22 protein-coding genes are annotated in these 24,597 nt (G+C 44.5%); 10 read left to right on the top strand and 12 right to left on the bottom strand.

Going from position 1 to position 24,597, the window contains the following annotated elements:
* Positions 1 to 132: 132 nt before the first annotated feature.
* Positions 133 to 783 (top strand): NADPH-dependent F420 reductase, encoded by a 651-nt coding sequence (locus tag A4R26_RS31610; RefSeq protein ID WP_081170710.1) that lies wholly within the window; start codon positions 133 to 135, stop codon positions 781 to 783.
* Positions 784 to 828: 45 nt separating this feature from the next.
* Positions 829 to 1,113 carry a hypothetical protein gene (locus A4R26_RS31605; RefSeq protein WP_081170708.1) on the top strand — a complete coding sequence of 95 codons (285 nt, stop codon included), beginning with the start codon at positions 829 to 831 and terminating at the stop codon, positions 1,111 to 1,113.
* 52 nt (positions 1,114 to 1,165) lie between these two features.
* Here the strand turns inward: A4R26_RS31605 and A4R26_RS31600 are convergent, their stop codons facing one another.
* Together A4R26_RS31600 and A4R26_RS31595 are read right to left on the bottom strand one after the other, a co-directional pair.
* Complete coding sequence (locus A4R26_RS31600; protein WP_081170706.1) at positions 1,166 to 1,645, bottom strand: DUF1203 domain-containing protein; 480 nt, start codon at positions 1,643 to 1,645, stop codon at positions 1,166 to 1,168.
* An 84-nt stretch (positions 1,646 to 1,729) separates the two neighbouring features.
* The gene (locus A4R26_RS31595) at positions 1,730 to 2,437 is read right to left on the bottom strand and encodes a peptidoglycan DD-metalloendopeptidase family protein (protein WP_081170704.1); all 708 of its coding nucleotides are present in this window, start codon (positions 2,435 to 2,437) and stop codon (positions 1,730 to 1,732) included.
* 234 nt (positions 2,438 to 2,671) lie between these two features.
* Between A4R26_RS31595 and A4R26_RS35945 the strand changes: the two genes are divergently transcribed.
* Complete coding sequence (locus A4R26_RS35945; protein WP_278248464.1) at positions 2,672 to 2,806, top strand: hypothetical protein; 135 nt, start codon at positions 2,672 to 2,674, stop codon at positions 2,804 to 2,806.
* A 4-nt stretch (positions 2,807 to 2,810) separates the two neighbouring features.
* Here the strand turns inward: A4R26_RS35945 and A4R26_RS31590 are convergent, their stop codons facing one another.
* The gene (locus tag A4R26_RS31590; protein ID WP_081170702.1) at positions 2,811 to 3,299 is read right to left on the bottom strand and encodes a hypothetical protein; all 489 of its coding nucleotides are present in this window, start codon (positions 3,297 to 3,299) and stop codon (positions 2,811 to 2,813) included.
* Positions 3,300 to 3,490: 191 nt separating this feature from the next.
* Here A4R26_RS31590 and A4R26_RS31585 point away from each other — a divergent pair, with 191 nt between their 5' ends.
* The gene (locus A4R26_RS31585) at positions 3,491 to 4,531 is read left to right on the top strand and encodes a hypothetical protein (protein WP_081170700.1); all 1,041 of its coding nucleotides are present in this window, start codon (positions 3,491 to 3,493) and stop codon (positions 4,529 to 4,531) included.
* A 114-nt stretch (positions 4,532 to 4,645) separates the two neighbouring features.
* On the opposite strand, the gene A4R26_RS31580 is transcribed toward A4R26_RS31585, so the two are convergent.
* Positions 4,646 to 7,759 (bottom strand): leucine--tRNA ligase, encoded by a 3,114-nt coding sequence (locus tag A4R26_RS31580; protein WP_081170698.1) that lies wholly within the window; start codon positions 7,757 to 7,759, stop codon positions 4,646 to 4,648.
* A 327-nt stretch (positions 7,760 to 8,086) separates the two neighbouring features.
* Here A4R26_RS31580 and A4R26_RS31570 point away from each other — a divergent pair, with 327 nt between their 5' ends.
* From A4R26_RS31570 to A4R26_RS31550, 5 genes are all read left to right on the top strand, one after another.
* Positions 8,087 to 8,962: a cell division protein FtsX gene (locus A4R26_RS31570; protein WP_081170695.1), complete on the top strand. Its 876-nt coding sequence runs from the start codon at positions 8,087 to 8,089 to the stop codon at positions 8,960 to 8,962.
* Between the two features lie 159 nt (positions 8,963 to 9,121).
* Positions 9,122 to 9,376, top strand: coding sequence for a DUF3098 domain-containing protein (locus A4R26_RS31565; protein WP_081170693.1), 255 nt, complete (start codon positions 9,122 to 9,124; stop codon positions 9,374 to 9,376).
* Positions 9,377 to 9,466: 90 nt separating this feature from the next.
* Positions 9,467 to 10,261, top strand: coding sequence for an undecaprenyl-diphosphate phosphatase (locus A4R26_RS31560; RefSeq protein WP_081170691.1), 795 nt, complete (start codon positions 9,467 to 9,469; stop codon positions 10,259 to 10,261).
* A 169-nt stretch (positions 10,262 to 10,430) separates the two neighbouring features.
* Positions 10,431 to 11,786, top strand: a complete 1,356-nt coding sequence (locus tag A4R26_RS31555) for an MFS transporter (protein ID WP_081170689.1) — start codon at positions 10,431 to 10,433, stop codon at positions 11,784 to 11,786.
* A gap of 188 nt (positions 11,787 to 11,974) precedes the next feature.
* Positions 11,975 to 12,814 carry an MBL fold metallo-hydrolase gene (locus tag A4R26_RS31550; RefSeq protein WP_081170687.1) on the top strand — a complete coding sequence of 280 codons (840 nt, stop codon included), beginning with the start codon at positions 11,975 to 11,977 and terminating at the stop codon, positions 12,812 to 12,814.
* Between the two features lie 3,031 nt (positions 12,815 to 15,845).
* On the opposite strand, the gene A4R26_RS31540 is transcribed toward A4R26_RS31550, so the two are convergent.
* Complete coding sequence (locus A4R26_RS31540) at positions 15,846 to 16,640, bottom strand: DUF3108 domain-containing protein (RefSeq protein WP_081170683.1); 795 nt, start codon at positions 16,638 to 16,640, stop codon at positions 15,846 to 15,848.
* Positions 16,641 to 16,690: 50 nt separating this feature from the next.
* Entirely contained in the window at positions 16,691 to 17,686 is a 996-nt protein-coding gene (locus A4R26_RS31535) for a lysylphosphatidylglycerol synthase domain-containing protein (RefSeq protein WP_165760483.1), read from the bottom strand.
* A 38-nt stretch (positions 17,687 to 17,724) separates the two neighbouring features.
* Here A4R26_RS31535 and ruvC point away from each other — a divergent pair, with 38 nt between their 5' ends.
* Positions 17,725 to 18,300, top strand: coding sequence for a crossover junction endodeoxyribonuclease RuvC (gene ruvC, locus A4R26_RS31530; protein WP_081170681.1), 576 nt, complete (start codon positions 17,725 to 17,727; stop codon positions 18,298 to 18,300).
* A 253-nt stretch (positions 18,301 to 18,553) separates the two neighbouring features.
* On the opposite strand, the gene A4R26_RS31525 is transcribed toward ruvC, so the two are convergent.
* The 6 genes from A4R26_RS31525 to A4R26_RS31500 form a co-directional block, all read right to left on the bottom strand.
* Positions 18,554 to 18,949 carry an HIT family protein gene (locus A4R26_RS31525; protein ID WP_081170679.1) on the bottom strand — a complete coding sequence of 132 codons (396 nt, stop codon included), beginning with the start codon at positions 18,947 to 18,949 and terminating at the stop codon, positions 18,554 to 18,556.
* Positions 18,950 to 19,018: 69 nt separating this feature from the next.
* Complete coding sequence (gene greA / locus A4R26_RS31520; RefSeq protein WP_081170677.1) at positions 19,019 to 19,492, bottom strand: transcription elongation factor GreA; 474 nt, start codon at positions 19,490 to 19,492, stop codon at positions 19,019 to 19,021.
* Positions 19,493 to 19,748: 256 nt separating this feature from the next.
* On the bottom strand, positions 19,749 to 20,672 hold the full coding sequence (locus A4R26_RS31515) for an NAD(P)-dependent oxidoreductase (RefSeq protein WP_081170675.1): 924 nt from the start codon (positions 20,670 to 20,672) through the stop codon (positions 19,749 to 19,751).
* Positions 20,673 to 20,743: 71 nt separating this feature from the next.
* Entirely contained in the window at positions 20,744 to 21,523 is a 780-nt protein-coding gene (rsmA, locus tag A4R26_RS31510) for a 16S rRNA (adenine(1518)-N(6)/adenine(1519)-N(6))-dimethyltransferase RsmA (protein ID WP_242675069.1), read from the bottom strand.
* A 165-nt stretch (positions 21,524 to 21,688) separates the two neighbouring features.
* A complete protein-coding gene (locus A4R26_RS31505) occupies positions 21,689 to 22,156 on the bottom strand; it encodes a hypothetical protein (RefSeq protein ID WP_133054842.1) in 468 nt (155 codons plus the stop codon).
* Positions 22,157 to 22,298: 142 nt separating this feature from the next.
* On the bottom strand, positions 22,299 to 24,275 hold the full coding sequence (locus tag A4R26_RS31500; RefSeq protein ID WP_081170671.1) for a T9SS type A sorting domain-containing protein: 1,977 nt from the start codon (positions 24,273 to 24,275) through the stop codon (positions 22,299 to 22,301).
* Between the last annotated feature and the right edge of the window lie 322 nt (positions 24,276 to 24,597).

Here is a 24,597-nt window from a genome sequence, read left to right as displayed (position 1 = left end):
TTATAAAACTAAGCAAATGTAAGCGAGTAATTCCAACATCCACACAAACATAAAAATCGCTAACTTAATAGAGCGCTATTTGAGGTTTGGGACGGAAAGATCAATTGTTCTACAGCACTTAAAACCAGGTTTATGAAAATCGGCATCATTGGCTCCGGTGCAGTTGGCCAGAAGTTAGGCACCGCCTTTTTAGCTGAGGGGCATGAGGTCATGTTGGGCACCCGTAACCCCGGCAAGGATGAAATAAAAATCTGGAAAAAAGTAAATCCCAAGGGCCAATGCGGCACCTTTGGCGTAACCGCCCAGTTTGGCGATATACTGGTACTGGCGGTGGCCGGCGCTGTGGCCGAATCGGCCATTAAGCTCTGCGGCACTTCCCACTTCAATAACAAGATCCTGATAGATGCCACCAACCCAATTAAATCAGGGCCGCCTACAGATGGCGTGCTGTCGTTTTTTACCGATCTGAACGAGTCGTTGATGGAACGATTACAACGCCAGCTTCCACAGGCCCGGTTGGTAAAAGCGTTTAATAGTGTAGGTAATGCACAAATGTATAAGCCAACGGTAAAGGGCGGACCGCCTACGATGTTTATTTGCGGAAACGATGACAATGCCAAAAAGACCGTCGCTGATATACTCACATCCTTTGGCTGGGAAATTGCCGATATGGGCAAAGCCACCGCCGCCCGGGCCATCGAGCCGTTATGCATCCTGTGGTGCATTCCCGGTTTCCTGCAAAATCAATGGACGCATGCGTTTAAATTATTGAAAGTAAGTTAAAGATTCAATGCCCGCTTAAAGCTATTTAGCCTTTATCTTTATCATATGAACTTCGAAACCTTTCAACAAAGCCTCGATACCGGTCATCCACCCGCCGGCAGCAGCGTATATCTTCAATCGTTATGGTTCGATGCAAAGGGCAATTGGGACCAAGCCCACACCCTTATCCAGGACCTGACCGATAAAACCGCCGCCTGGATCCATGCCTACCTGCACCGCCGCGAAGGCGACGTTTTCAACGCCAATTACTGGTACACGAAAGCCGGCAAACGTATGCCCGGTTATTCGCTCGGGCAGGAATGGGAAGAATTGGTGAAAGCTATGTTATAAGTAGCAATTGATTTGCTAAGCATGGGGCTTTGAGCAGCAGGTAAGATGCTTTTCACACCCGTTCAATTTTACAGATGTAACAACAAGCCTGTGCATTGCGTGCATGCAGATAAGCGATGCCGGCATTGTTCTCAAAGATGTGCGGTATCAATTCATCAACATCATCATCGCCTACAAGTTGGGTAAATACCATCATCTGATCTTTGTTGTACCCTACCAGCGATAAGGGAAAACTTTTCTTATTGGCTTTTATACCGGGCGGAAAGCGATGAATGTCGGCATATTCTTCCACTTCTTCTTTGTTGATAAAAACAGGGCCCGGTTGATTATAGGCGTTATCAATATCGAATGGGCTATGGCTTATCAGCAGCCGTTTATCTATTCCTTTCTCAAAGGGTTTTAACGATACCCTGCAGGAGCCTGAACCTGTGGCTATTTGTTCAATAACGGGGTGGCCAAATTCATCTTTACCCGTTGATCGTATTTTAGCAGCATGTTCTTTTGATAACGGAACAATTTTAAACTTCTTCATTGAATGCAATTTTATAATGCAAAATTGCATCGTGCCGCAGCATGCTTCAACCCGATTATTGCTAAAGATGATAAAAGAAGCAACCTATTTTATATACCGGTTGAGTTGTAAAATAAGATTGGGATCGGGACAATTGGCGAGGTATTTTTCTTTTTCAGAATATTTACAAACGCCGGGATAATCGCCTTCTTTCAACTCCATATCGAGAATGAGCTGAAAGTGCAAATGCGGCGGCCAGTGGCCATTTTCGTGCGGTTGGCCAAAATGCCCAATGGTTTGCCCGATGTTCACATACTGACCTGCAGAAAGCGATTCTATATCGCCTAAGCTCAAATGGCCGTAAAGTGTATAAAATGGTAACCCATCGAGTTGATGCAGCAGTATTAACGTTGCACCATAATCCCCATATCGATCGTTGAAGGCAAAGCTATGTACCATGCCGCCCATAAAGGCGTACACCGGTGTGCCGGCCGGCCCCCAGATATCAACGCCTAAGTGCAATCTGCGCGGTTCTTCGCCGGGTTGTTGAGCATCAAATACAGTACTGATACTGTAAATGGTTCTGTGTTCGGCATAACCGCCTATGCCATACCGGGAGTTGTTGGCTTTTAGCTTTTGCTGAATGTGATCGCTGAAAGCCTGTTCATTGCCCAGTATTTCAAGGGTAAGCTCCTTATTTGCTTTAGTAAAATCGAGCCGCAAAAATTTATCTTTTGCCGGATCAAAATCTACTACCCGGCCAAACGTAAACTGGTATTTGCGGATGATATTTTCGAATGTTGCTGGCTCCAAGAGTGATAAAAATTATAATACGCTAATAATCAGGCTCCCTGTATAAACCAAATTTTAATCAGGCGACGCCGCTTTGCTAATATACAATCATCTCCCTAATAATCAATTAATAGCAACCTAAGTGCGGCCATCAAGCAGCAGACATTTTCAACAAAAAACTGTTTTTGACTTATTAAAGGTGATCAAATAATAAAATGGCATAATTTCTGACTACCTATCTATAAATTGTAGGGTATGGATACGTGGATGATTATATTTTACATGATACTGGCCGCAACGATCGTATCATATGCCATTCTGATGAACTACAAAAAAGATCGGAATGAGCTTGAGACGGGAGACCAGGAGGAAACACAAAAAAGACAATGATCTTTTACTCCGGTTCGTTGGCTGCTACCAACTTCTCCAATGGCAACAATTCGCTGTAATTCACTTCGACTTGGTTGATCATCTTTTCTTCCAGCATACCGGCCATGGTTTCAAAATACATGACCACATGCTCACGCACATTTTTTTTCAACCATCTAAAGCCATTGGGTAACCGGTTCAGCACTTCCCTGTCTTCGAGGTATTCAATATTATGAATATCCGTAGGCGTTAGTCCCAGTTCCGCCAGCTTTTTCAATAGCAAATTGATCGGTGCATCGGTAACCGCGCAACGCTCCTGCGCCAGTTCCGTCCATTCACCGGTACCGGTATGTGCCCAGGTAAGGATCTCCTCCTTTGTCAATTCGGTAGTGGCCTGCAATAAATGTCCGCAATTACAGGCGCCATGATGCCCCCAGGCATAATAATTGCCCTTCACCAGGCTGCCGGCAGCTTTACGCAGTCCTTCTATCAACGCTGTATTTGGATGTGCCATATTGCTAATTTCCTAATAAAACAGATAAGGGAAAAGATTAGTTTACATACCGGCCAAAGTTGTAAAATGAAAGTAAAGTGGTTCAGGATCAGCGCAAAACCGGTATTCCAGTATAAACGTTAAATGAAGATCAAAGCAAAATATTACCCTGTATAGGGCGTTGTAAACAATAACCGCCAAAATCAATCGCCTTGAAAACATATATCGCACTGCTCCCGGGCCTGGTGTTTTGTAGCTTTCTTTCAAATTCTATACAGGCTCAAACTATTACGGGCGCCTGGAAAGGCATGATCGGTTCGGCCCATACCGAACTGAAACTCATAAAAAAGGGAGACAGCCTCCTCGGCACTTCCTATTACTACACTTCCCGCAGCAATTACATTCGTTTCGCCGTCAAAGGCTATTTCGATCCCAATAACAACAGTGTTATCTGGTGGGATGAAGCCATGCTCGAAGACCGTCTTTCGGGCAGGATCTATGGCGGCAAAGAAGCCCTGCTGTCAGTAGCCGATTTTAATTGTCCGGGTGAAAATACCATGCGGCTCGATGGTGAAAGCACCGGCCGCGATGACAAGGACAAAACCAAAGGCACGGTTGCTCTTCAGAAGATCCCATCATCGGGCTTTCATGATGAATGGGACTTTGTACTGGAGAATTATATCTACGGGGCCAATGACCCCGGGATCATAGACAGCGTTGCCCGCCTGCACGGTGTGCCCATTGTGGTATCGGAAGAAAAAGAGAGCGAACTGGCCAGCACAACGGTGAAGCCGGTACCTGAAACAATTCCTTCTATTGCCGTTACGGCGCCGCCGATCGTTGAAAAGAAAAAGCCGGTGCCTGCGGGCAGCACTTCAGCGCAACAGAAATATACTTCGCGCGACAAAAAACTTGTTACTGTTATACCGGTTACCGGCGATAGTATCGAACTGCGCTTTTATGATAATGCCGTGGTGGATGGCGATTCCATTGCCGTTTTCCTGAACGACAGGATGGTGTTTGAACATGTAAGGCTTAACAACAAGCCCTATACGCTTACACTCGCAGTCGATGATCTGCCCGATGACAATGAAATGGTGATGGTGGCCGAGAACCTCGGTACTATTCCGCCCAATACCTCGCTGATGGTGGCCATTGTCGACGGCAAACGTTTCGAGGCCCGCCTCGAAAGCACCGAGAACAGCAGTGCGTTGATCAGGTTTATTAAGCAGAAGAAGAAAAACAATAGGTAATAAGCAATTTGCAACAGGCAACAAGAAGCCGCACCATAAAAACGATGCGGCTACTTTTATTTAATATCCTTTACTGTATTTCTTGCCAATTGTCTATTGTCAATTGCATATTAATTACACCACCACATTCACCATTTTACCTTTCACGTAAATGATCTTTTTATGCGTTTTGCCTTCCATCCATTTTTGAATAACGTCATTGCCCAGCACTATCTTTTCAACATCATCCTGCTGCGCATCGAGTGCTATTTCGATGGTGGTACGTAATTTACCATTCACTGATATAGGGTACTCCTTGCTGCTTTCAACCAGATAGCTTTGATTGAGTTTCGGATACTCCGCATCAAGAATGCAGCTTTCGTTACCCAGCAAATGCCATAACTCTTCACTGATATGCGGCGCATACGGCGTAAGCAGGATCAGCAACGACTCAAGGATCTCTTTTTTATTACACTTAAGCTCTATCAGTTCATTAACGCATACCATGAAGGCGCTTACGCCGGTATTGAATGAAAACCGTTCGGTATCTTCTTCTATCTTTTTGATGGTCTTATGCAATACCTTCAGCTCGGCGGCATTGGCTTTTTCTTCATTCCACATCCTGCCTTTTGTTTCATCATAGAACAACCGCCACAGCTTTTTCAGAAAGCGATGCACCCCTTCAATACCTTTTGTTTCCCAGGGTTTGCTTTGCTCTACAGGCCCAAGGAACATTTCATACATGCGGAATGTATCGGCGCCGTATTTATTCACCACATCATCGGGGTTCACCGTATTATACAGGCGCTTACTCATTTTCTCTACCTCGGTACCGCAAATGTATTTCCCGTCTTCCAATATAAATTCCGCGCTTTCGTATTCACTGCGCCATTTCTTTAACGCTTCTATATTCAGCTCTACGCCATCGACGATATTTACATCTACATGCAATTTGTCGAACCCTTCTGCACCGAAATCTTTTAATTTAGATTCTGATGCAAAATATTGCCGGTTAAGCGTATCTGAGCAATAATGTTTCTCCGAATTCAACAGGCTCTTAATCCAGCTATTCAGCACATCCCAGCCCTGTACATATTTTGCCAGTAACTCTTCATTACTAATAAATATCAATGTGGTATTATGCGTGTCTGCTTTTAAATGCTCTTTCCTGCTCTCGAATTTTTTAGCAATGGTGCTTTGAGAGGTCAGTTCCACCGCAATTGTCTTATTCAGTTCCTTGCTGAAAAAAGTAAAATCAATTCCGCCATTATGATCTTTTTTGAGATCGAACGATTCCAGTTGTATCTCACCCAGGACCTTTGCGCACAAATGCTCACAACCACGCTCATTGATCCTGTACACAAACCGGCTGCTGCCCTGGATCATTCCCTGGTTAACGAGTTTTTTATAGGGTTCGTCATGACCGATATAACCTAAATCGAACAGGGCCTTCGTCCACATACGGCTGTACAACAGGTGCCCAACGGCATGTTCGGTGCCACCGATATACAAGTCAACCTGGCCCCAGTAATCGCTGGCCTTGCGACTGCAGAATTCCGTGTTATTGTTGGGGTCCATATAACGCAGGAAATACCAACTGCTGCCGGCATAACCGGGCATGGTATTCGTTTCAAAATAGCGGTTCGTCCACTCACCTATGTTCGCCAGCGGCCCCTCGCCTTCCGGACCGGGTTTATAACTATCAACATGCGGTAATTCAAGCGGCAGTTCGCTTTCCGGTAATGGATAAGCGATCCCGTTCTTCCAAACGATCGGGAATGGTTCACCCCAATATCTTTGCCTGCTGAAAGCGGCATCGCGCATTTTAAAATTCACCTTGCGCACGCCAATGCCCATTTCTTCAATCTTTTTTATCACCACTTCCATGGCATTGCGCATTACCATCCCATTCAGAAAATCTGAGTTCTCGAGTTTTGCATCCTTGGTAGGGTTGGCTTCCTGCCCATTGTAATGCTCACCGATGATATTGGTAATGGGTATATTGAAATGTTGTGCGAATTTATGATCGCGTTCATCGCCACAGGGCACGGCCATAATGGCGCCGGTTCCATAACCAGCCAGTACGTATTCGCTGATCCAAACCGGTATTTCCTGCCCGTTGAACGGGTTCAATGCATAAGCGCCGGTAAACGTGCCGGTGATCTTTTTCTCGGCCATGCGCTCGCGTTCGCTGCGGCTTTTTACATAGGTGATATAATCTTCCACCTGCTGTTTTTGCCCGGGCGTGGTAATCGATTCAATAAGATCGTGCTCGGGAGCAATAACCATAAAGTCGACCCCGAAGATGGTATCGGGACGAGTAGTATAAACAGTAAGCGTTTCGTTCGAACCTTTCACGTTAAAGGTGATCTCGGCGCCATAGCTTTTTCCGATCCAGTTGGTTTGCATTTCCTTCATCGATTCGCTGAACTCGATCCGGTCGAGGCCTTCGAGCAAACGATCGGCGTATTCGGTAATGCGCAGGTACCACTGCCGTAATTTTTTCTTTACCACGGGATGGCCGCCTCTTTCACTTACACCATTGATCACTTCGTCATTGGCCAGCACCGTTCCCAGCGCTTCGCACCAGTTCACTTCGCCATAACCGCAATAGGCAAGGCGGTATTCCATTAAAATGTCCTGTTGTTCTTTTTCGGTAAAACCGGCCCATTCGGCAGCGGTAAATACCCGTTTGCCGGTTTTGGCTATCTGGTATTTGTCGTGCGGAATTTCATAGCCGGCGTTTCCTTCCTTTTCGAAGATGGCAACCAGCGCATCGATGTGCTCGGCCTTTTTCGATTTTCGGTTATACCAGCTATTGAACAATTGCAGGAAGATCCACTGTGTCCATTTGTAATAACCGGGGTCGCTGGTGCGGATCTCGCGGTCCCAGTCGAAGCAAAAACCTATATTATCGAGCTGACGGCGGAATGTGGTAATATTCTTGTCGGTACTTACAGCAGGGTGTACGCCATGATCGATGGCATATTGTTCGGCGGGAAGGCCAAACGCATCATACCCCATGGGATGCAGTACGTTGAATCCTTTTAACCGTTTGAAGCGACTGTAAATATCACTGGCTATATAGCCCAGCGGATGGCCCACATGCAGGCCCGCCCCGCTCGGGTAGGGAAACATGTCCAGTACATAAAATTTGGGTTTCGGGGAATCATTGCTCACTTTGTAGGCGCCTGCTGCCTTCCACTGTTCCTGCCATTTTTTTTCAATATCCCTGAAGTTGTATTCCATAACTTTTTCTTGATTCTGGTTGTTCTTGTTTTTTGAGTTTTTGGTTCCCGGTTGTGTTTGAGGTACTTTTTGTCACCTTCTTTCCCACATTGCCCTGCCGGCTGTACCCCCGTAAATAGGCGGCATTTTTTTTGCTTCATTCTGCATTGAACTGACAATCATACGTTGAGGAAACGTTAAAAAGTCATTCACACCTGAAATTTTTATGTCATTTCTATCGTTTAGAAGGATGTCAAAAATACGGATAATAACCATTTTACCGGGATAAAACCGTTATTTTTGCCGCTCTTTTAGAGGCATTATCATCCCTTCAAAAACTAAAAATACATGGCGCAATTCGGAAAAGCATCGGCCAAGCGTTCCAAACCCTCTTACTTCATGGCCATTTTAGGGGTTACCATTGTACTGTTTTTTGTAGGCGTTTTCGGATGGTTGTTGTTAAACGCCAGCCGATATACCGAAGAACTAAAGGAAGACATCAAGATCCAGGTATACCTGCGCAGAAGCGCTACCCAGGCTGATGTAGACTCCCTGATGCAATACATTAAATCGCGCCCCTACACACAAACCGTTGAGTATATCGACAAGGAGACCGCCAAAAAGCAATGGATGGAGAAAGGGGAAACCGATTTCCAGGAACTGCTGGAAGAGAACCCACTGCCCGCTTCCATCGATTTTAACCTGAAAAGCGCATATGTACAAAAGGACACCATTGCCGCTATAAAAACCGACCTCGAAAACCGGCAAATGGTGATAGAAAGCGTAAAATACCCTGCTTTTGTGGTGGAAAAAATGGGTTCATCGGTGCAGGCCGGACTGATCGTTTTTGCCGCCCTCGCCGCCCTGTTCTGTGTTCTTTCCATTATACTTATTGATAATACCATCCGTCTCGCCATGTACAGCAACCGGTTTCTGATAAAGACCATGCAAATGGTGGGCGCCACCCGTGGGTTCATTGCCAAACCGCTGAATATGCGGGCTGTATTGAATGGCGCCATTGCCGCCCTGGTGGCCATTGGTCTTATTTACGGATTGATGTTGCTGTCGGAGTATTTTCTCCCCTACCTGCGCGACCTTCGGGATAACAGCAAAGTACTTATCCTTTTCGGCTTCCTTATTGCACTGGGCATCAGCATTACGCTGTTCAGCACCTACCGCAGCGTGGTAAAATACCTGAAAATGAAACTCGACGAACTTTATTAAGGCTAAACGCAAACGCCGAAGGCCGAAGGCTAACACCCGGATTTCGAACTGTTGAAATTTATTCGGGAAGCTCAAATTTCGAAAATCGGCGTTAAGCCTTAAGCGTTAAGCGTTGAGCCTTAAAAATACCTATATTGCGCACCTAATAACTGGCTTCAAATGAAGGAAACTAAAAAAACAACCACTCCTGCTCCCAGCCTGTTCACAAAAGATAATTATATGTGGATGATCGCAGGAATTATTCTGGTAGGTATTGGCATCATTTTAATGTCGGGTGGAAAAAGCGACGATCCCAATGTGTTCAGAGAGAATGAGGTGTATAGTTTTCGCCGCATTACCATTGCCCCGATAATGATCTTGCTGGGCCTGGGTATCGAGGTGTATGCCATCTTCAAAAAGCCGAAGGCAAGTTAAAAAATTAATAAGTTTATATATTATTAAGGCGATGCTCGTTGAAAGTATCGCTTTATTTATTTTATAGATCAACTGTTCAACATAACACTAATGAGCACGCTTCACGCTATTATTATTGCTATCATTGAAGGTTTAACTGAATTTTTACCCATTTCTTCTACCGGCCACATGGCCATTGCATCGGCCATCATGGGTGTTCATGGCGATTTTTCGAAGTTGTTTGAGATCGTGATACAGCTTGGCGCCATTTTATCGGTAGTGGTATTGTACTGGCGCAAATTCTTCGACTTTAAAAAGATCTCCTTTTACATAAAACTTGTTATTGCTGTAATTCCGTCACTAGCCTTCGGTGCGGCATTCAAAAGCCATATCGACGAAATGCTTGAAAAGCCCATGATCATTGCCCTGATCTTGTTGCTGGGCGGTGTGGTATTGCTGTTTGTTGATAAATGGTTTCAAAAGCCGGCTACCGATAAAGAAGAAGATATCACCAATAAAAAAGCGTTTATTGTTGGCTGCTACCAGGTACTTTCTGTGTTGTTCCCTGGCTTAAGCAGAAGCGCAGCCACTATCATCGGCGGTATGCAACAGAATTTAAGCCGCAGGCTGGCAGCAGAATTCTCATTTTTTCTGGCGGTGCCTACTATGCTGGCTGCTACCGTTAAGAGCTTGTGGGATATGTACCAGGAACAACCCGAAGTGCTGAATACCGATAACATGAGCACCCTGCTGCTGGGTTGTGGTATTGCCTTTGTTGTTGCCCTGCTGGCGATCAAATTCTTTATTGGATTTTTGCAGAAATACGGTTTCAGGTTATTTGGCTGGTATAGAATAATTGTAGGACTGGTGTTGCTGATCCTGTTCTATTTTAAGGTTATTGGATAATGTCGTGAAACGTGAAAGGGCTCGCTCGCGAAATTTGTGATCTATTTACGACCTCGCACCGCCCGAAATTCGAGCCGATTGCCGAAGAAGGCCGCGCTGAAGTTTGCCGTTTCACGATTGTCAATTGCCGATTGCTCAAACCTCCCCCTAACCTTCCAAAGCTATCCTTATGCAAATAGCACCCCGAAAAGTGATCAACTCCTGGTGTATGTACGACTGGGCCAACTCAGCATACAACCTGGTAATAACCTCTACCATTTTCCCGGCTTATTTCGAGGCCATCACCAGGGGCCAAACGCCCGATAATGAAGTTGAATTTCTGGGCAGAAAATTCGTAAACACCGCGCTGTACAATTACGCGCTGGGCGCCGCCTTTATTGTGGTGGCATTTATTTCACCCATCCTTACATCTATCGCCGACTATCGTGGTAACAAGCGCAACTTCATGCGCTTTTTTTGTACCATGGGGGCCATCTTTTGTTCGCTGCTATACTTCTTTGCCCCGCAACAACTGGCCGATGGCAGGATCGCTCTTTCAAACACGAGCCTCAACATCGGTATCTTTTGCATGGTGCTCTCGTGCATAGGTTTTTGGGCAAGTCTTGTATTTTATAACTCTTTCTTACCCGATCTGGTACCGCACCGCCTGCGCGACCGCATCAGCGCGCGCGGTTATACCTGGGGGTATATAGGCAGCGTAATTCTGCAGATCTTATGTTTTATCGTTGTCTTTTTGCCCGGGGCATTTGGTTTCGATACGCCTTATGAAAGAGATTATATGCCGGCTCGTGTTTCGTTCGTATTGGTTGCCTTGTGGTGGATCGGTTTTGCGCAGATCCCTTTCCGCAATCTGCCCATCAGCACCGTTAAAGAAAGACACGAACGGAAGAACGTCTTCAGCAACGGCTTTCTGGAGCTAAAGAAAGTGTGGATGCAACTGAAACATATGCGGGTGCTTAAATTATTCCTGGTATCGTTCTTCTGGTATAGTGCAGGTATACAAACTGTTTTCCTGGCAGCCACACAATTTGGGGCGAAAGAATTACACCTGCCCACGGCAAAATTAATAATCACCATCATGATCATTCAGTTGGTGGCCATTCCCGGCGCTATTTTTATTTCGCGCGCTTCCGAGCGGTTTGGCAATATTAAAACCCTGATGGTGGTGGTATTGGTTTGGATAGCTGCCTGCGTTGGCGCTTATTTCACCTATACCGATATTCAGTTTTATATACTGGGGGGAATCGTTGGCCTCGTAATGGGCGGTCTTCAGTCGCTAAGCCGGTCAACCTACAGTAACCTGATGCCCGAAACAAAAGACACCGCTTCGTTCTTCAGCTTTTATGATGTTACGGAGAAGATAGCGCTGGTAATAGGCATGTTCACTTTTGCTTATATAGAAGAGCAAACCATTCATTTTGGCGGCATGCGCAATTCAGTGCTTGCACTGATCGTGTTCTTTATGCTGGGTTTTGTATGGCTGGGCATGACCATGAGAGCGTTGAATAAGGCCAATAGGCAATAGACAAAAGGCAATTGGCAAATACAGTTTGGAATTGCAAAACGCCTATTCACATAACAGCAGGTTTAAAATACAGGCCTCAAAGACCTGAAAAAAAATGGTAGTATTTTTGCAAACGATTTAGTGGCTCTCAACAAGAATAACCATAAACCACAAACTGAACATTCAACACTCAAACAACAATTAACAAAATGAAGCTCTATTCAATAAATACAGGCTATTTCAAACTCGATGGCGGCGCTATGTTTGGCGTAGTGCCCAAGTCGATCTGGAACAAGCTGAACCCTGCCGATGAAAATAATCTTTGCAACTGGGCTATGCGCAGTATGCTTATACAGGAAGCAGACAGGCTGATCCTGATCGATAACGGTATGGGCGATAAACAGGATGCCAAATTCATGAGCCATTACTATCTCAATGGCGATGATTCACTCAACAAATCCCTGGCGAAATACGGTTTTCAGCCCGATGATATCACCGATGTTTTTCTTACCCATTTGCATTTCGATCATTGCGGCGGCAGTATTACCCGTTCGGGCGACAAATTGTTGCCCGCATTTAAAAATGCTACTTACTGGAGCAACTTACGTCATTGGGAAGCCGCAACGGTGCCAAATGACCGCGAGAAAGCATCCTTCTTAAAAGAGAATATTTTACCTATACAGGAAAGCGGGCAACTAAAATTTGTTGAGCCCACCGATGGTATTGATTTCAGCGATACCATGAAAGTGCGGTTTGCCTATGGCCATACAGAAGCGATGATGTTACCGCAGATCAGTTATAAGGGGCACACCGTTGTATTTGCGGCTGACCTGTTGCCTGCTGTAGCTCACCTGCCTATTCCTTACGTAATGGCGTATGATATGTTCCCGCTTACAACACTGCTCGAAAAGAAGCAATTCCTTACAGAAGCGGTGGAGAACAACTACATTTTATTTTTTGAACATGACCCGGTGCATGAATGCTGCTCACTGCAATTAACTGAACGCGGCGTACGGCATAAGGATCTGTTCAAACTTGAAGAACTGTAAACGATTACAGGTTCTAAGTTATATACATTGTAAGGTAAAGAGCAGGCCCGTTACAACCCGGGCCTGCAACCAATTACCCGATACAATGACCATGGCTTTCGTATGTGAAAGCTGATAAAGCCCATGTACCGGTATCTAGCTTCAGATCATATATTCCCATCACGGTGTAAACGTACTTACACTGTTGTTGTTCATGCATCTATTCACCCGCGCCTGCATTAACAAAAATAAATCAACCTGTCAAAGAACCATTTCATCAATCGCTGACGGGGAGCAGGTTTCTCAGTACGCTTATACCCGAAGCTAAAAGCGTTTTCCCGTTCATCAGTGAGTGATAGCACAAATGTATGTTTGAACGGCACGCATGCTTTCATAAATGTGACGGCCTCCTCCAAAACATGTTACGGTCTTCGGAAATGGCCGTTACGAACTGCATTTTTTCCCCGGGAGTATGCATATTGAAGTGACGAACTGACGGGCATGGTGCGATGAACTAAGGACAACGGTGTGACGAATGGTAATTTTACCCCGGAACTACCGTTTTATTTGACGGTTTGAGTAAAATGAAGTGACAACCGCTCAACAATGGTGACGAGACACATACCTCGGGTTATTCCCACTTTTTTTCAGGGCTGGTTCCTGCGTTTGTTTGCCGGTATTTGCAGTCGTTTCTGCTACACAGTTACCATTTTTCATTGCAAATATTTATTGAGTCCGCCAGCCGGCGGATCCATGTGTGTATTAATGAAAATTTTCCCCTGCACGTTTCATTCAATTTGAGCGCAAATCAGGGATTGAATTTGATAATTTTCAATTTTGTGTTTTTGTAATTTTATTATTGATTTTATTTCAAAATTTATTTTACTTCCCATCCAAATTGAAATATTATATTTTCGATTGCGCATTACATTTATTTTTATTCGAACCCGATAAACGATTGCTTTTTTTATTATAAAAATGGTTACAACGTTAACGAACCACCGTTATTAATTTTAATAACGTTAATCCATTATTTAAAATACAAACACCCTACGACCGGTACATTTAAATTTTTTCGATCCTTTAGTCTTCATTTCAAATACTTTTAGCGCTGATTGATGATTAAAATATTTATCGCTGTAAATAAGCTTCTGGCCTGCATTTTGCGGTATAAATCATATTTTCACTTTCATATTACTCCGCTCCCTTGCTTTGATCAATGTGTACAATGTGACTGAACGATAACCGCCAACCCTTCAATCTTTAAAAAAAACAAAAAAGTAAAAAGCGGCATAAAACGACATTTTCGTATATGGCTTTTTTACTGAAAATCAATCGCGTTACCTGGCGCATAATAAGCTTGCCCACACTTAAATAATCAGGTTGTACATAATGGTTAGCGTTAGTGTCTAAAAAGACAAAAACCTTCAATTTTTCCTGCCATTAGTAGAAATACCATCTTTCGCTTTTTGCGTTTTATGCGCTTTTGTCGTTTACCGAATCAGCGATTTGGACCACCAAAAATTGCATTGATTAATTTTTACATATTATTTTGCCGTAATTTGTCGGGAGATTTAGATTTTCGACACCGGTTTTGCATTTTTTGATGAAAAATGAATTTCCCGGTTCCTGAAGATTTTGACGTTCGTGTTTGTCGAAATTCGCAATTTTTAAAAATCGATCTCAGTGTCGATTTGAATTCATCATTTCGAACGGCTGACTGATCTGTTGATCGTCAGAATTCACTTTTTGTCAATTTTGATCAATTTGCTGTTGTGACAATTTCTGTGTTCGCGATTAGTTAAAATCGGTTTTTTTAAGAACAGAGGTCTGCGTTGATTTGAGCTGATCAATTTTGATTGGCGGATCGGCGGCAAACCGACCGGGCGTGATCATTGAAATCAATTTCTGTCGATTTTGACCTTTTTGATCAATTAGCGGTTTTGAAGATTTTTATGTTCGCGATTGATGAAAATATCGCTTTTTGAAAATAAGAGGTCTGCGTTAATTTGAGCTGATCAATTTTCTCGACGGAGCGGTTGTGAGTCTATATGCAGGAAACGGCTCAGCGGCGAGCCGATCTGTGATCGTCAAAAATCACTTTTTGTCAAATTTGACCAATTTGCGTTTTTGACAATTTCTACATTCGCGACTGATGAAAATATCGTTTTTTGACAATTGGCCATCGCGCGTTGATCGGAATGGATTTTTTCGATTGGCAGATTGGTGAGGCATCGCCGAAACAGATCTGTAGATCATCGCAATCGGCTTCTGTCGATTTAGATCATTTTCACCTATTTGCAGTTTCGAAGAATGCTAAGTCCACAATTGAAGAAAATCGCGCTTTTTAAAAATCGGGCAACGCGTTGACCGGCGTTTTATCAGTTTCCACCGGAGCCGATCCGTTGACTGAAAATCGCATTTCCCGAATTTGACAATTGTACTTATTACACGATTTTGTTCCCTGGTTTCAAATTTTCATTTTACTGCGTTTCTATTGGGTGTGCCGGCAATTCCCAACTGCGATAATATCTTCTGTATATTATATACCGGCGACAATGCGGGCGGCGGTTTTGATCAAACCTGAATTCCCGCTTTCAATCAAAAAAGTGCCGTTTTTCGAGATTTAATAACTGTGATCTTTCCGGCCCGCAACCGGGTTCCAGCCAATTAATGCGCGCATACGCTCGCCGGAAAGGGAGCCGTCATAAAGCGCCGCCGCCAACCGGTTCCAGCCAAATAATTGCAGTCATGGGAGCAGCCTGCGCCCGAAAGGGAGCCTGTACGAAGTGCTCCCGCCACTGGTTCTGGCCAATAATCAACCGTGTTAAAAGACGGCCGGCCCAAAAGTGCGCCTTCATAAATCACTGTCACACAAACACTTTCACCAAATACCTCCGCGGAACGCCCTGCCAATACCTAAAAAGCTGGCCCGCGGTGAAAGGCAGCGCCGCCTATAACGCCCACCGGCCCCCAAAAAAAGGATGGCCATTCATTGAGAATGACCATCCTTTATATATTGAAAATCAATTAATTCCTCATAAAAACCAGCCTACAAACTAACCAGCGAGGTAAGCGGGTAACGCAGGTTACGGTAGCTGATCATATCGATCTTCACACTGCCCACCGAAATAGGGCTTTCGATCCGAATCGGAATATGGTTCTTATCGTCACTCACCCAAACCGTCATCTTTTCTCCTCCCTCAAAAATGGTTCCTTTAATGAGCAGTGGTTTAAACTTCACCGCCCTGAACTTGCCGTATTTCGTTTTGATGGTTTCTTTACCCAGGTAACGGATGTACATTTCGTACACCTCGTTATCGAGGAACATAGAGAAACTGATCCTGTCGCCTACCTTATACTTATTGAAATCAATATTGCGGGAATAATACACTGCACTTAATACATCCTGCACACATTCGGGCACCTTATACACGCCCTGGTTGGTAACCGCCGAATTGGTGGCTTTGTTGAACGTAACGTTCTCAAACTTTTTATAGCCGCCCTCGTACACATTGCGAATAAAACGGTAGGGCTGCAGGGTAGCCGTATCTATATACGTTTCATATTTATCGCGGACCTTGAAGAATTTATCGTAAAAGCTATACGTTTTTCCATCCCCAACGATATGATAAACCGGTTTACCGGCCATTTTTTCAAGTGTGGTGGTAAACGTAGCTTCCCCGGCCCCGAAATAAGCCCCTACCACGGTATAAAATACCTTCAGGGTTATTACCTCGCCGTTCGAAAAAGCCGAATTACGTATATCGCAAAAGCCGTCGCCAGCTCTCAACGGAAAACTTATAATTATAAACAAAAGGAATGCGAGTGGTCGGTTTACTTTCATGTAACGCTGTCTTAATTCCAATTAATAAGGTTAATGTCCATGCCGGTATGCTACTTTCTATTATTAAATACTTTTATACCTAAAATTAGCAAACTTCCTATCAATGCCGGTATTACCAGGTTTATGATCCAGATGGCCAGTGACGTTGCCAGTATACCGGTAATATTGCTATCAAAAAGTTGTACCACTTCTATACCGATCTTCCATCGCACCCCCAATTCGGTGATAACAGCTATAGTTGGTACTATCGATAAAACCAGGAAAATAACGCTTACAGAACCCGCAACCTGTGCGGCAGTCACATGCACATCAAATACATCAAACAGCAGAAAATACTGCCCTATAAATACGCTGTACCTTAGTATTGATAAAGACAATATCCGGAATAAGATGGTTGCGTTAAGATTATCTAAAACCCGTATATATGAAACGGGTTTTTGCAGTTTAGGGATCTTTTCAATCCATCTTACCAGGCCTGCCAAACGAAAATAAAATAATGTTAAAACCACGGCAGCTCCCACAGCAAAATACAGCACTAGGTTCAACCAAAGCCCTGCAAACGTATGAAGCAATTCTGTATTCCCATAGGCCTTTAAATATAAAATTCCGCCAATTCCTGCCCACCATGTAATGAGCAACTGCCCCATACTGCATACAATAGTAAGAGAAATTGCTTTTATTCGGGCGCCTTCATCAAGATATAATATTCGTCCCATGTACTCCCCTATCCGGTTGGGAGTAAAAAACGCCAGCGTAGTTCCCGTAAAAACGGCTTTACATGACTGAATGAATGACAAATGCTGTACCCGTTTTATTATCACCTGCCATTTACGGGCCTCAAGCCCCCAATTGGCAAACATCAGCACCACGGCAAGCACCATTTTCCAGGCTTCGGCCCCCATCATTGCCTCCCAGGCGTGCTTCAGGGAAGCCTGCCAGTTATTCTGCCGCAACAATTGCCGGTATATTGACCAGGCCAGCAGGCAAAACACCAGCGGACCAATCACATAGTTGAGCAGAATTTTGATATTTTTGTTTGTTGTCACCAAAATAAGTTCACAAAGTAATCCAATCCCAACGCTCCTTGCAAACACCTTTAAAAATAATTCTTGGTATAGATCCCGGCACCTTGTTCATGGGCTATAGCCTCATTGGCGTTTCTTCTCAAAAAATAAAACTGCTTGAGATGAGCACGCTGAAGCTTAACGCCCGTAAAGACAACTACGAACGCCTGCAGCTTATTCATCAAAAAGTAAGCGACCTTATTACACAATACAAACCCGCAAGCTTTGCCATCGAGGCGCCTTTTTTTGGCAAGAACGTACAAAGTATGCTTAAACTGGGCCGGGCGCAGGGGGTGGCCATTGCTGCGGCCATGAGCGCCGGACTGGAAGTAGTTGAATATTCGCCCAAGAAAGTAAAACAATCCATCACCGGAAACGGTAATGCCGATAAAGAACAGGTGTGGCAAATGCTGCAACGCATTTTGAGCATTCAGAACAATACGAATTTAAAGCACCTCGATGCTTCTGACGCCCTTGCAGTGGCGGTTTGTCATCACTTTCAGGATAACGCCCTGCTTAAAAGCGCAGGCAAAAAATTAAAGGGCTGGGAAGATTTTATTGCAAAAAATCCGGGCAGAATAAAGTTGAAGCCGTGAATCGTGAAAGGGCAAACGTGAATCGTGAAAGGGTCGTTCAAACTCGAGCCGCGCATTAATTGGCAAGCGTGAATCGGCAATCGTGAAAGGGTCGTTCAAATGCGAGGTTCACATTTTGCCGGCCATCATGATACCTAACAAAACCCGCCCGCGAAGCTCGCATTCCTTGTCAACCTGTCAACCTCCCTGCCTTTCCTCTGTTAACGCTATCATCTTTATCAGCTTTTCAACTCCCGGTTAACTTGTCAACATGCTAACTCGTCAACTCCCTAACTATCTTCTCCTGCGCTGACTTCAGTTGTTCGGGCGACAGTTTTAATTTGCCACGGGTAAAATTGAGATCATCGATGCCATTTATAGGTACCAAATGTAAATGCGCATGCGGCACCTCAAGCCCAACAACCGCCAGGCCTACCCGGTTACAGGGAAACGCCTTTTCAATTGCTTTTGCTATGGGTTTCGAAAATACCAGCATCCGGCTCAGGTAGTCGTCGGGCACATCGAAAAACTTATCGATCTCCAGTTTCGGTATCACCAGTACATGCCCTTCCACTAACGGAAAAATATCGAGGAATGCGAAGAACTGATCATCTTCAGCAATCTTATAAGCCGGTATTTCACCGGCTATGATCTTTGAAAAAATGGTCATACGTCCGGTTATTCTTATTTAATATGATTGAATGCAGATTGCAACCAATGGGAGAATGGTTCGCTGTACTTAAACAGAGATATCTTCAATTTTAAATTTGAGCGTACCGGCAGGCACCTGAACCTCCGCCACGTCGCCTACAACTTTGCCAAGAAGGCCCTGGCCAATAGGTGAAGTAATAGAGATCTTTCCCAGTTTCAGATCGGCCTCTTTTTCAGAAACGATGGTATAGGTGATCTTTTTCTTATTGGCAAGATTGGTGATGGTAACTTTTGTGAGAATAGACACCTTGCTGGTATCTACATTCTCAGTATCTAATATACGAACACTGGCAATATCGTTTTCCAGCTTTTTTAATTTAGCCTCCAGAATGCCCTGGGCTTCCTTGGCAGCATCGTATTCAGCGTTTTCTTTCAAATCTCCTTTCTCACGCGCTTCTGCGATAGCCCGGGCAGCCGCCGGACGATCAATCGTACGCATACGCAACAACTCCTCTTTCATTTGCTCAAGCGTTTCTTTTGTAACGTATAAAACACTACTCATAAAAACCTCCTTATTTTAAACCAGATATAATTTGGTGTTCGGCTATAAACAGAAAAAAAGAACAACGCCTCTGGGCTGAAGCGTTGCACTACTGTTATAAAACAAAAATAAAGTTTTTTTCAGAATGATTAAGATCCCGGGGTTTATTTTTTAACCGGCTAACCGTTAAAAATGGTACCGGCATTAAAAACTCATTAGATTCCAGGCTATTCATATACAAAACTTCAGGGCACGGTTCGGGCCTGACAATAAAGTTCTATATTCCCAGCTTTTCCAATACCACACTGGCCATTTTATGATATGCCTCATGACTATACCCGGCAATATGGGGCGTAATCAACACATTGGGCTGTTGCAAAAGCCAGTCAAGCTCCTGCTTCTCAACCCCGGTCCAGGTTTCGATCTTCTCATTTTCCAGTACATCGAGGCCGGCGCCGGCAATTTTATTATTCTGCAATGCCCTTATAATAGCTCCGGTTTCCTGCACCTTGCCGCGCGACGCATTCAAAAAAAACGGTTTACGTTGAAGGGCATTGAAAAAAGCATCATTGGCAAAATGAAAAGTTTCATCGGTCAATGGAAGATGTAAACTAACCACATCGGCATAACGGGTTATCTGTTCCAGGTTGGCTTCACGTACATAGCCTTTTGCGAAATCAAATTTATATTTATCGCAGGCCAGCACCGTAACATCGAACGGGGCCAGTAAACGGGCAAAGGCGCTGCCGGTATTGCCATAGCCGATTATACCCACCGTTTTGCCGGTAAGCTCGATACCCCGGTTGGCATCACGCATCCATTTGCCTTCCCTGATCTCCTGCATACTGCTGTTCATGCGGTTCATAAGGCTTAACAACATTCCCAGTGAATGTTCGGCAACTGCATTGCGATTGCCTTCGGGACTGCTTACGCATTTTATCCCTTTGCTTTCAGCATAGGTAACATCGATCAATTCCATACCGCTGCCAAGGCGGCCGATCCATTTCAAATTCGTTGCCCGGTCGAGCAGGGCTTTATCGATCTTTATACGGGTGGTAACGATCAACCCTTCCGCTTCATGAATAATTTCCAGCAGTTCTTCATAAGTGATAGCCGGAACATGTTGTATGGTAAACCCTTTTTTCTGTAACTGTTCTAAAAGCCAATCGTGTACTTTGGCCGTAATAATAACTTTTTTCATCTTAATGGAGTTCAATATATCACAGGGTAAGCTACGCGCCTGCCGGCCAGTAACCTACCCATTAGCTTTAATTATTTCATTGTAAATGTAAGCCGGGCAAAATCATTTACCGTCAATTGTTCGGCCCTTTTATCGAATATGGGGTCTTTCAATGCTTCGGGAGTATATAAACTTTTTACCGCATTACGCAAGGTCTTGCGCCGTTGGTTGAAAGCAGTTTTTACCAGCACAAAGAACCTTCTTTCACTACTCATTTCGGGTATGGCCTGCCTCGGCGTTAGCCGTATAACCGCGCTTTTAACTTTTGGGGGCGGGTTGAACGCATTCTCATGCACTTCAAACAAATATTCTACATCGAAAAACGCCTGTACCAGCACACTTAAAATACCGTACACTTTATTGCCCTCACGCGCAACCACCCGCTGTGCTACTTCTTTCTGGAACATGCCTATCACCACCTCTACACTGCCCTTCCATTCCAGCACCCTGAATAAGATCTGGGAAGAAATATTGTAAGGGAAGTTGCCAACCAGTGTAAATGGATCACTAAAAGGCTGGTCAACCGTCAGGAAATCGTGGTGAATGATCTTTGTTTGCAAAGCCGGGTACTGCTGCTTTAACCAGTTCACTTTCTCTTCGTCGAGCTCAACGCATTTAAAGTCGATACCGGGCAAACCGAGTAAATATTTGGTCAATGCGCCGCCGCCCGGGCCTACCTCCAGTAACCGTTGAAACGGATGTTGTTGCAGGGCCTGCACGATTTTACGGCAGATATTTTCGTCGACCAGAAAATGCTGCCCCAATGATTTTTTGAGTGTATACACAGGGCAAAAGTACGAAGAAGTTGACAAGTTGACGGGGTTTACAAGTTGATAAGGGGGAACCCGAATTTTGCGATTTCCGATCAAATTCCCGAGGCCTTCCCTTTTGAGGGAGGGGAAAAAATAAGAGGCAGGGTTTGCATTCAGGAATGAAAGACAACCGTACCTCTTCTTGATCCGCATGAAACTTAAACCTTAGTCAACCTTATATTGTAACCATCCTGTTCTTTTAGAAATTGAAGAAATGCTTTGAGCATACCGGCTCTGCAACATCACCCGCTGCATATACCCTGCATAGGAATGCCTTTTGCTTACATCGGCACTGTATAACGGAACCGAAGCCGGTAGCTTTTCAATGGCTGCATTGGCATTTACGCCCCTGTTACCGCCTTTCATTACATTAAGGATATCACCGGCCAGTTTATCGGTCGTTACCGTGCCATCGGCAGTTATGTTTGAAATAAAAATATCGTTGGCAAGTTTATCGGTTGTTACCGCGCCATCATTTGTAGTATATTTTGCTGAAGATCTCTTACCGGCAGGTTGTGCCGGCTGAGTACCCTGGTATTTGATATAACCGGGCGAACGCTGTGGGTTATTTTGTGCCTGTGTATGTTCACAACATACAGTTATGATCAACACAGCCAATAGGGTGTTCTTCATAAAATACGGATCTACGGAACCTATAAACGTACCATTCAAAAAATTATTGGTAACAGGAAGATAAAATAAACATTTATGTATGTATAATTCTATAAGATCGATGAATTAATCGCCTGTTGCATACGCCACAAACAACACATCGTTATTTTACCAGTATCATTCTATCAATAAACACGTCATTGCCTGCAAGTACTTTTACTGTATACACTCCCTTTGCCCAACTGCGAAAATCATTTATACTAACGGAAGAATACCCTTGCTGCACCTGTGTATTCAACGTCTTCAATAGCTGACCCGTTACATCATAGATCTTCACCCGAACATCTCTATCGGCCATTGAATGTATAATGATCTGTACGCGGTCGCGTACAGGGTTCGGCTGCAAAGTAACACCCGTAACGGCGCCAGTGCTTAGCGCTACTTTTATCACTTTGCTATATTGCACTTCGCCATTGCGTGCAGATATTTTTATACGATAATACGCATACGAGGTTCGCAGCCCCTGCACATCATCGACGAGCCTGTAGGCAGCATACCGCGAAGTGGATGGATGGCTGTTAACGGTATCGATCAATGTAAAATGAACATCATCGATACTTCTTTCAACGGTGAAATGTTGTATCTCGTGGTTCTTTGTAACCGACCAGTTCAACTGTACATTGCCGTTTGCAGCCGTTCCGTTAAAAGTCATTTCATTATTGGCAAGAGCGGTGCAATGCGGGTCGTGGGTGATCACTACCGTATCGGTTGCATAGATTGGGCAACCGTTTTCAAGTGTTTGGGTAACGACATATGTTCCCGGATGATCAACGACAATTGACGGACCGGTATGTGAACCTACAATATGGCCGTTGCTGGTGGTCCAGGTATAAACAGACGTTGAGTAAGGATTTACCACATCAAGCTGACTAATACCAATGGCGCCGCAATACATGGGTATATCCGCGGCGGCGGTTGCCGGCGGCGGCAGAAACAGATCGAGCGGACCGACAAAATCTTTTAACTCGGCGCTGAATGAAGTGGAGGAACGCGTTTTAACCAATATCTTACTAAAGGGCAAACTGCAACTGTTAACTCCAATGAGTGTGGCCGGGTTTAACCCTAATACGGTAAGGTTAACGCCAAACTCCATGAACTGGTTTGTTTCAAAACTCGTTACAACGCTGTTATCAGCTCTAACCAGTTTAAATGCGCCGGCCCAGGTAGTATTTGCATTGGCGGTTCCAAAATAAAAAGGATCGCCGGTTTTGGGTTGTATTCCTGCATAACCGAATTGCGAACCGGAATGAGCGCCATCGAAAGTGCCCGTCCAGTCGAAAGAGGAAGGTGTAATTGACAGGGAGGCCCTGTCGATCCAGATGCGCGCTTCGATCGAGCTGAGGGTAGAACCGCCAAAATCTGCCGAGAATATGATATCCCCGGCATGGGTTAATTTACCTGAAGCGTCGAATTTCCATGAAGTATGCCCGGCATCGGGGCCATAACCGGTAAAAGCCTGCGTACCGCGGGTGTATAAAATATCGGTCTGGTATAACTCAAAATCAAAATAGCGGTTACCATTGTTTGATTCCAGGGCAACACCGCCAAACATCCAGAGCGTATCGGCTATTGATAAGGTTGGGCCTTCGCGTCGTATATGTACATAGGCATCGAGAATATCGTTCTTATTTGGTATACCCTGATATTGGGGGCACGACCAGCTTGCCGGGCTCATGCCGTTCTTATTGGAACCCGATGCAAACACGGTTGAATCAATATTATGATAGTCGCGCACAAACATAGCGTCTATCAATGTCTTTGAACCATCGAGTTGGGAATGTACCGGATAATTCATTTTGCGAAAGAAAGGAGTGGTAAGCTCTATGCCGGCGGCATATTTCGCTGTAATGGCGGCAGCGCCGGTAGTATCTATCACAAAAACACTGCTGCCGGAGGAGCCGTTCCTGAAATACCAGTCGTCATTGCCAGTGAGCACACCATTATTGAACCAGTTGTTCTGCACATCGGCATCTACACCAAATTTTCCCCTGATGATCGGCGAGGTTATCTGCGCCTGTGCCCAGGTAGTGCTCAGGAGGAGCAGCAGCAAGGGAATGTTTTCACCAATACGGACTTTCATACAATCGGATTTTATTCTTCAATCTCAATTCAACACTACTCAAAAATCCCTGTGCGGGTATCCGCATACTGGCCAGCTCAGAAGGAAAAGGTATACATAATTTTTAGTGTTTCTGTAGTAGGGTCGATTGATCACAACAAATGTATAAAACATTATATTACAATCATATAGAATAAATATATAATGGCATGTATTGATAATTGGTTTCCCATGGATTGTAGGTATTAATACCTAAAAACAGGGGTTAAAAAGAGATATGGAGCTATGTGGCCTGAACACTTTTGCGCAGAACCGGGGTGGCATGTATTACTTTGGCGCACGC

Source organism: Niastella populi, from assembly GCF_002078015.1.
Lineage (GTDB): Bacteria > Bacteroidota > Bacteroidia > Chitinophagales > Chitinophagaceae > Niastella > Niastella populi.
The sequence above is the reverse complement of the archived record's forward strand: the minus strand, read 5'-3'. Positions and strand labels throughout refer to the sequence as shown.